This window comes from Paraburkholderia sp., from assembly GCF_026225065.1.
Taxonomy (GTDB): Bacteria; Pseudomonadota; Gammaproteobacteria; order Burkholderiales; family Burkholderiaceae; genus Paraburkholderia.
This window is the reverse complement of the sequence record NZ_JAMFSB010000064.1, coordinates 1-8,365: the sequence shown is the minus strand read 5'-3', so window position 1 is coordinate 8,365 and position 8,365 is coordinate 1. Positions and strand designations below refer to the sequence as shown.

Sequence of the window (8,365 nt, the reverse complement as noted above, 5' to 3'; positions counted from 1 at the left end):
TATTGTTGGTGCCGACAAAGCCCTTCGCGAGCTTGTTGGCAAGATACTGCGCTTCGATCGACATCTGGCCTGACACGTAGAAGGACAGCGCGTCGGAGCCATGCGTGTCGAGGATTTCACGCAAACGGCGGCCGGTGTCGGCAATCACCTGGTCGACCGGCAGCGGAATCGGGTCGCTGTCGCGGTCGCGTCGTTCAAAGGCGTTTTCGAGGCGTCCGGACTTGCGCAGCGCGACATGGGCCGACGACCCCTTGGTGCAGAGCCGGCCAAAATTGGCGGGATGTTCCTTGTCACCGGCTATCTTGACGACCTGGCCATCTTCGACCTGCAGCACCATCCCGCAGCCGACGCCGCAGTAGGGGCACACTGTCTTGACGCTTGCGCTGCTCATTGCGTGATCGACCCCGGTCCCGTTAGACCGCTACCCATACGCGGCCGTCCCGGACCTGCGCGGCGAATGCGCTCACCGAATGCTCGGGCGCTTCGAGACACTCGCCGGTGCGCAGGTCGAAGTGCTGCTTGTAGATCGGCGAGGCCACCACGATGCGCTCACCGAGGTTGCCGATCAGACCGCGCGAAAGTACCGCCGCCTGCGAACAGGGATCGTAGTTGTCGATGGCATACACTCCGCCCTCGCCGCGCGCGACGTTAAACACAGCCACCTGCCTGCCCGCCACCAGCGCGCAGACGCCGGTATTGGGCACGATGTCGTCGAGCGCGCAAACCGGCACCCAGTCAGGCGTATTTCGATCGTTGTTCATCAAGGACTCCTCGAGATGCATGACGCTGGATTCAAACGGTTTCAACAACCACAGGAACCGGAAACTGCTTGACGGTCTCACGTTCTGCGGGTGTCGCAGGACGAATCTGGCCGCGCTCCTCGACAAAGGTCACGTTCTCGTCGAGCTTGTCGCTGTTGACGAAATGACGGAAACGCTTGCGCGTCTCGGGATCGGTCACCGCCTTTTTCCACTCGCATTCGTAGGTATCGATCACGTTCTGCATGTCCGCTTCCAGTTCCGCGGCGAGACCCAGCTTGTCGTGCACGACGACGTCGATCAGATAGTCGAGGCCCCCCTCGAGGTTGTCGCGCCAGACGCTGGTACGCTGCAGACGGTCAGCCGTGCGAACGTAGAACATCAGAAAGCGGTCGATGTAGCGCGTGAGCGTCTCGCGATCGAGATCCGCGGCCAGCAGTTCCGCGTGGCGCGGCTTCATGCCGCCGTTGCCGCACACATAGAGATTCCACCCCTTCTCGGTGGCGATGATGCCGACGTCCTTGCCTTGCGCTTCCGCACATTCACGGGTGCAGCCTGAAACCCCAAACTTGAGCTTGTGCGGGGAGCGCAGCCCCTTGTAGCGGTTTTCCATCGCAATCGCGAGTCCGACCGAGTCGCCAACGCCGTAGCGGCACCACGTCGAGCCCACACACGACTTCACCGTGCGCAACGACTTGCCGTATGCGTGACCTGATTCAAATCCGGCCGAGATCAGTTCTTCCCAGATCAGCGGCAACTGGTCGACGCGGGCGCCGAACAGGTCGACGCGCTGGCCGCCGGTGATCTTTGTATAGAGGCCATATTTCTTGGCCACCTGACCGACGGCGATCAGCCCCTCCGGCGTGACCTCGCCGCCGGGCATGCGCGGCACCACCGAATAGGTGCCGTCGCGCTGGATATTGGCGAGGTAATAATCGTTCGAGTCTTGCAGGCTCGCGTGTTCCTTCTTCAGCACGAACTCGTTCCAGCACGAGGCGAGAATGCTGGCGGCGACGGGTTTGCAGATATCGCAGCCCAAACCGTGGCCGTGCTTTTCGAGCAGGGCGTCGAAGCTTTTGATACGCTCGACGCGCACGATGTGATGCAGTTCCTGGCGCGAGTACGGAAAGTGCTCGCACACGTGGTTGTTGACAGCCATGCCCTGCTTCTTCATTTCGGCCTTCATCACCTGCGTGACGAGCGGCACGCAACCGCCGCAGGACGTGCCGGCGCAGGTCGCTGTCTTTAGAGCGCCAATGCTGGTCGCACCGGCACACACTGCGGCGCAGATTTCGCCCTTGGAGACGTTGTTGCACGAGCAGATCTGCGCGCCTTCGGGCAACGCGTCGACACCGAGCCCTGGCTTCGCGTTGCCGTCGCTTGCGGGCAGAATCAGGAATTCCGGTGCTTCAGGTAGCTCGATGCGGTTCAGCATCATCTGCAGCAACGTGCCGTATTCGGCCGCGTCGCCCACCATCACCGCGCCGAGCAGTTGCTTGCCGCACTCGGACACCACCAGCTTCTTGTAGACCTGCTTGCGCTCGTCGCTAAACTGGTACGAGCGGCTGCCGGGCGTCTTGCCATGCGCGTCGCCAATGCTCGCCACGTCCACGCCCATCAGCTTGAGCTTGGTGCTCATGTCCGCGCCTGCAAAGCCGGCCTCGTCGCCGAGCAGTTGCCGCGCTGCGATGCGCGCCATTTCGTAACCCGGTGCGACCAGGCCGTACACCATGCCGTTCCACGCGGCGCATTCGCCGATCGCGAAGATGTCGGGGTCGCTGGTCCGGCAGGTGTCGTCGATCGCAATGCCGCCGCGCGGGCCCAGTTCAAGGCCACAAGCGCGCGCAATCTCGTCGCGCGGACGGATGCCCGCGGAGAATACGATCATGTCGGTGTCGAGATGCGTGCCGTCGGCAAACTGCATGCGGTGCGTGCCCGCTTCGCCGTCGACAATCTCGAGCGTCTGCTTGCCGGTGAGAACCTGCACGCCCAGTTCCTCGATCTTGCTGCGCAGAACCCGGCCGCCGCCGTCATCCACCTGCACCGCCATCAGGCGCGGCGCGAACTCGACGACATGCGCCGCCAGCCCCATATCGTGCAGCGCCTTGGCGCATTCGAGCCCAAGCAGGCCGCCGCCCACCACCACGCCGGTCCTGGCCCGTGCGCCGCAGGCCTGCATGGCCTCGAGATCTTCGATGGTCCGATAGACGAAGCAGTCCTCGCGATCGTTACCTGTGATCGGCGGTACGAAAGGCGTCGAACCGGTGGCGAGCACCAGTTTGTCGTACGACAGGGTTTCTCCGGTCGAAACGGTCACGGTGCGTGCCACGCGATCGACCGCTACCGCCTTGGCATTGAGCTTGAGCAGCACGTTCTCGCGCTCGAAGAAGCCGGGCTTGACGAGCGACAGGTCTTCGGCGGACTTGCCGGAGAAGAACTCGGACAGGTGCACACGGTCGTAAGCGGGACGCGGCTCTTCACACAGTACGGTGATGTGCAACGCGCAGCGCGCGTCATCCACCAGAGATTCGAGGAGCTTGTGCCCCACCATTCCGTGGCCGACAACGACAACGTTCATGACAGGGGCTTCGTCAGTTTCCAGCTCGGTTCGCGACATGATTTTCGTCCGGCAAATAAAAAGGCATCCCGCAGATCATCCAGCCCGTTTAGCAACTGAATTCGGGGATCCGTCTACAGGTCTCGCTTCCTGCTCGCTCACGCACCGCTATCGGCACGCACACCCGCCGGTGTCGAAAGCGGATTGGCCACCACCAGGCCCTCGGCCGGCAGAGCCCACTTGAGCCAACGCGCGCGATGCAGCGCGACCAGCGCGAAGGCGAGCGCCGAGATCACGCCAAAGGTTGCGAAGCCCATCTGATAACTGCCGGTGCTTTCCTTGGCCATGCCCATGATGACCGGCAGATAGAAGCCGCCGATCCCACCGGCCGCGCCGATGATCCCCGACATCAGGCCGGTCTTGCCCTTCCAGCGTTGCGGCACGAGCTGGAAAGTGGCGCCGTTGCCGAGGCCGAAGCACAGATAGGTGACCACCAGCAACGCGATGCCGGCCTCGAGCGGCGGCATCCATGCGGCGAACGCGAAGTCACACAGCGAAATGCCGGCAAGCAGCAACACGAGTGCTCGAACTCCCGAGATACGGTCGGCGATCAGGCCGCCGATCGGACGCACCAGTGCACCGGTAAACGCGAGCAAGGACATGAAGAGACCCGCTTCGAGCTTGGGCAACTGATAGAGCGAGACCAGCAGCGTCGTCACGTAAGACGACATGCCGACGAAGCCGCCGAACGTGATGCTATAGACGAGCATCACGACCCATGTGTCGCCTTCAGCCAGCACGCTGCGGTAGTGCTTGGGCAACACCGCGATGGCAAGCAGCGCGCCCAGCACGGGCAGCAGCAATACTCCCGTTTTGCCACCGCCGAAGAAACCCGCATGCACGGCCAGCACGAGTGCGATCAGGCCGCCCAGCGTGATGCAAAAACTGCGGAAAGCGCGAGGCGCACTACCCGATTTGACGCCGAGGTCCGTCGCCCAGAAGAACAGTGCAACCGCCGCGAGAGCCAGCAACGGCAGCGCTGCGCCGGCCGCTTTGGCCCAGCCGAAGTGATCCGCGAGACTGGGGAACATGAAGCCGTCGAGCACCGCGCCGATATTGCCGGCGGCGGCGAGTCCGAGCACGAGGCCTTGCACCTTCGGCGGATAATTGCTGCCTGCCATCGGCAAGGCCACGGCAAAACTTGCGCCGCCCACGCCGAGGAATACGCCGAGCACCAGCAACATCGCGTAGGACGGTGGCGTCGGCGACAACAGTAGGATAACTGACGGTATGGCGGAGAGCGCCACGCCAAGCAAGGCGATACGGCGGCCATCGTAAGCCTGGTACAGATTGCCAAGCGTCACCCGCAGAATGGCCGCGCCCAACACTGGCACCGCGACGAGGAAGCCCAGTTCCGCGGGCGACATCGCAATGTCCTTGTGGATGAACGGCGCCAGCGGGCCAAACATCACCCACACGGTAAACCCGGTGTCGAAATACAGAAAGCACGCTAACAATGCGCGCCAGTTGCCGCTTTTTAGCGAATCCAATAGATGTTTCACGGGTCTCTCTCGCAGGGTAAAGGCTATTGAAGAGCGCGGTCGGCACCGGCGTGCCAACCTTGAGATGAAGCGACTCGACTCGGTGCGCTGCCGCTCGCGCCGCCCGTATCGACGACGCTTTGAATCAGTTCGTCCATCTCCTTGATGATGTCGGCGAGCACGGTCGTGATCACCGCGAATTCGCGGCCGTATTTGCCGGCGCGGGCAGCCGAAATGCGTGCGTTAAGCGCGACGATATTGGCCTGCATCGAAATGTTGCTGAGACGCTCAGCGATGCCGGCCTGCCGCCTGGTGGCGGCCGCCTCGATGCCGCGCATTTCGTGCTGGTACGCGAGCGTGATCTCCTGCAGCAGTTCGAGTAGCGGTGTGGCCTGGGTCACCAGCGCATCGATCAACGACTGCTGATCGTCATGGCCCGCTTCGATGCCCGACACTGCACGTTCAACGAGCGCGACGAATTGCTGAATGCGCGCATCCGCCTTGCGGTTGCCGAAATAGACTTCGCGCAGCGCATCGGAAAACACCCCTGGCAGGCGGTCGTTGCCGTGCGCCAGCGCGGCGTGCGCTTGCGCGAAAGTGGCGAGGCACTCCTTCACCACGGCGAGTGCCGCACTGTCGCCGAGCGATGCGAGCAACGCGTGCAGCACGATGCGCTGCGACAGCATCCGCTGACGGCCTGACAGATTGATCAGTTCGCCAATGACCTGTCCGGAGACTGCGTCGATGCTTGAATTGGGCTGCTGTTTCATCGTGAGCGTGATTAACCCTGCGGAATTCGCGGCAAAAAATGGAGCGCAAAAAAAAAAGCGTCCCGAGTGCCCAGCGCGCTCCGATATCTCGGTGGCTTCTGGGTACTCGGGACGCCGTTGTCCCTGTGGGCTGCTTTAGACGAGCCGCCCCTCAAGAGTGCAATACGTTGAGGCCGCCGTTGGCCCCGGTGCGTTGCAATGCAATAGATATGCCATGGCGGCAGCCGCGCAGCTGATGCGAAGCGGTCGGCCGTCGCGGCCGATGCTTGAGAGATCCTGGTGAAGCGCCGCTGAATAAGGCTGAGCGGCACGCCAGCCGAGGACTTGGGCCAGTGAATTTCCGTCTGAAGGCAGGGTTTTCTTCGCGGCCACTGTCTGCGCTCTCACGATCAGCTGCGCGCATTTCCGGCGCAGCATGAATTGAGTTGGTGCAACGTTGTGGTGCGTCGCACCATCTTATTGCACCGGCTTTCGCCTCCGCTTTGCCTCCGCTCGCCATCCGCTTTTGCGTCACCCATGCCACCGTCACCCCCCCCCCCCGTGCAACCCGCAGCCGTGGCACGCCGCAAGCAGCAGCGCCGATGTAGCGGTAACATCCGTACTCGCGCTTAAGCGAACGCTGGGTAGTGTCACGTCATGGTGGGTGTCAAAGCGCTCAGGCTCGCACCTTCCAGAAAGCTGACACCACCTGCAAACCGCCGGCGCGTTCGAGCGGCCTCCAGAAGCCGCGCGATCCCCCTTCATCTATAAAGACGGCATGTCACAGCACCCCAAGACAGTACGGTCCCTGGTCATCGCTGCGGTGATGGCCTCCATGGCGATGGTCGCCATCGAAGCCACCATCGTCTCCACCGCCATGCCGCAGATCGTCACGCAACTCGGCGGCCTGCATCTCTACAGCTGGGTCTTCTCGTCATTCCTGCTCGCGCAGACCGCGATGACGGTCGTGTTCGGCAAACTCGCGGATCTTTACGGCCGCAAGCCCATCGTCCTGATCGGCATCGTCATCTTTCTGGTGGGCTCGGTACTCGCGGGCTTCGCGTGGTCGATGCCGGCGATGATCGTGTTTCGCCTGATACAAGGCGTCGGCGCCGGAGCGATCCAGCCGGTCACGCTGACAATCGTCGGCGATCTGTACCCCGCACGCGAACGCGGCAAGATCCAGGGCTACCTCGCGAGCGTCTGGGCCATCGCCGCTGTGATCGGTCCGATGGCCGGTGGCCTGCTGATCCGCGACCTGTCGTGGGCGTGGATCTTCTGGATCAACATTCCCATCGGACTCGCCTCCGCCGCCGGCTTCATCGCGTTCCTGCATGAACATGAAAGGCACGGGCGCCCGTCCATCGACTTCGCCGGCGCCACCCTCTTCACCGTCTCGATCGGCGCGCTGATGATGGGCCTCACCGACGTGGGCAGCTCCAGCGACGCGCTGGTGGCATTCGAATTCGCTTTATTCATCGTCTGCGGGGTGCTGTTCGTGTGGCAGGAGCGCCGCGCCGCCGACCCGATGATTTCATTTGCCTTGTGGGGTCACCGGCCCATCGCCGCCTGCAATGTCGCCACCGTGCTGTCGGGCATGGCGCTGATGGGCCTGACCAGTTTTTTGCCCATGTATGTGCAGGGTGTGCTGGGCCGCTCGCCGGTAGTCGCCGGCCTCGCCTTGACGATGATCATGCTGGGCTGGCCGAGCGGCGCGACGCTGGCCGCCCGCTCGTTTCATCGGCTCGGCTTGCGGCGCACGCTGATCGGCGGCAGCGTGTTTTTGCCGCTCGGGGGTGTGTTCTTCGCGACGCTGACGCCGGAAAGCAGTCCGGTGCTCGCCGGGATCGGCTCGCTGGTGATCGGCTTCGGTATGGGGATTGTCAGCGTCAGCTCGCTGATCCTGATCCAGGAAATCGTCGAGCCGTCGGAACGCGGCAGTGCGACCGCGTCGAATCTGTTCTCGCGCAATCTCGGCAGCACGCTCGGCGCGGCCATGTTCGGCGCGGTGCTGAATTACGGGCTCGCTCATTCATCCACGATCGCCGCCGTGACCGCGGACCAACTCCGGCAGATTCTCGATACGGCGCCGGGCGATACTGCAAGTGGCGCCGCCGTGCGGCTCGCACTCCATCAATCGCTGCATCTGACCTTCACGTCCATTCTGGTGATCTCGGTGTTTTCCGTGCTCTCGGTGATGCTGGTTCCTGCGATCAAGCTCGGCCAGGCGCGGGCAGCTTCGGCGAATTGAAGCGACGAAAAATTCAGATTCCTTAACGCATGGCGTCGCGTATGCGCGCGGGATTAATGCGCGCTGAAAATGCACGATTCTCACGGCTCGGCTAGACTGCAAAAAAATCGCCAAATAGAAACAGCAGTGCTCATTCCCAAGGTGGTCCAGTCGGGCCGCCGCGGGTCTGATGCTTGCTCGCGCAACCAGATCAATGCTCTGACGAATATGCGAACGGATTCTAGAGACAACTCCATCCCGATCGTTGCCACATTCAACACAGTGATTTGCCGCGGCGCGAATATTCAGTGCGCCCGTATAGCTCTAGAATGCCTTTCGTCATTCGGACAGCAAAGTCATCGCGCAAGCGGCCGGTTGCGCCATTAGCCTGAGGCAGGACCCCGTAAAGAGGTAACACGTCAGCAAGCAGCAGCCGTGAGACGACTAACGGCGAGCTCGCACCGCGTGTCTAAACAAAATATCTGCCGATAAAACAATTTACTCAAGCGGTCGGAAATCCCAATGCGAAC

The 8,365-nt window shown here is 62.5% G+C and carries 5 protein-coding genes and 1 pseudogene; 1 reads left to right on the top strand and 5 read right to left on the bottom strand.

All coding sequences use genetic code 11. From position 1 onward, the window contains the following. The 5 genes and pseudogenes from M0954_RS05055 to M0954_RS05035 all read right to left on the bottom strand — a co-directional run. A pseudogene (locus M0954_RS05055) lies at positions 1-391 on the bottom strand (hypothetical protein); the annotation flags it as partial. Positions 392-413: 22 nt separating this feature from the next. Further along, positions 414-761 (bottom strand): nitrite reductase small subunit NirD, encoded by a 348-nt coding sequence (nirD, locus tag M0954_RS05050; protein WP_297351964.1) that lies wholly within the window; start codon positions 759-761, stop codon positions 414-416. A 31-nt stretch (positions 762-792) separates the two neighbouring features. Beyond that, positions 793-3,336, bottom strand: a complete 2,544-nt coding sequence (gene nirB, locus M0954_RS05045) for a nitrite reductase large subunit NirB (protein ID WP_297351962.1) — start codon at positions 3,334-3,336, stop codon at positions 793-795. Between the two features lie 137 nt (positions 3,337-3,473). Next, positions 3,474-4,877, bottom strand: a complete 1,404-nt coding sequence (locus M0954_RS05040; protein WP_297351961.1) for an MFS transporter — start codon at positions 4,875-4,877, stop codon at positions 3,474-3,476. A 23-nt stretch (positions 4,878-4,900) separates the two neighbouring features. Further along, entirely contained in the window at positions 4,901-5,626 is a 726-nt protein-coding gene (locus tag M0954_RS05035) for a type IV pili methyl-accepting chemotaxis transducer N-terminal domain-containing protein (RefSeq protein ID WP_297351959.1), read from the bottom strand. A 757-nt stretch (positions 5,627-6,383) separates the two neighbouring features. Here M0954_RS05035 and M0954_RS05030 point away from each other — a divergent pair. Next, positions 6,384-7,856, top strand: a complete 1,473-nt coding sequence (locus M0954_RS05030; RefSeq protein ID WP_297351958.1) for an MDR family MFS transporter — start codon at positions 6,384-6,386, stop codon at positions 7,854-7,856. The last annotated feature ends 509 nt before the right edge of the window (positions 7,857-8,365 follow it).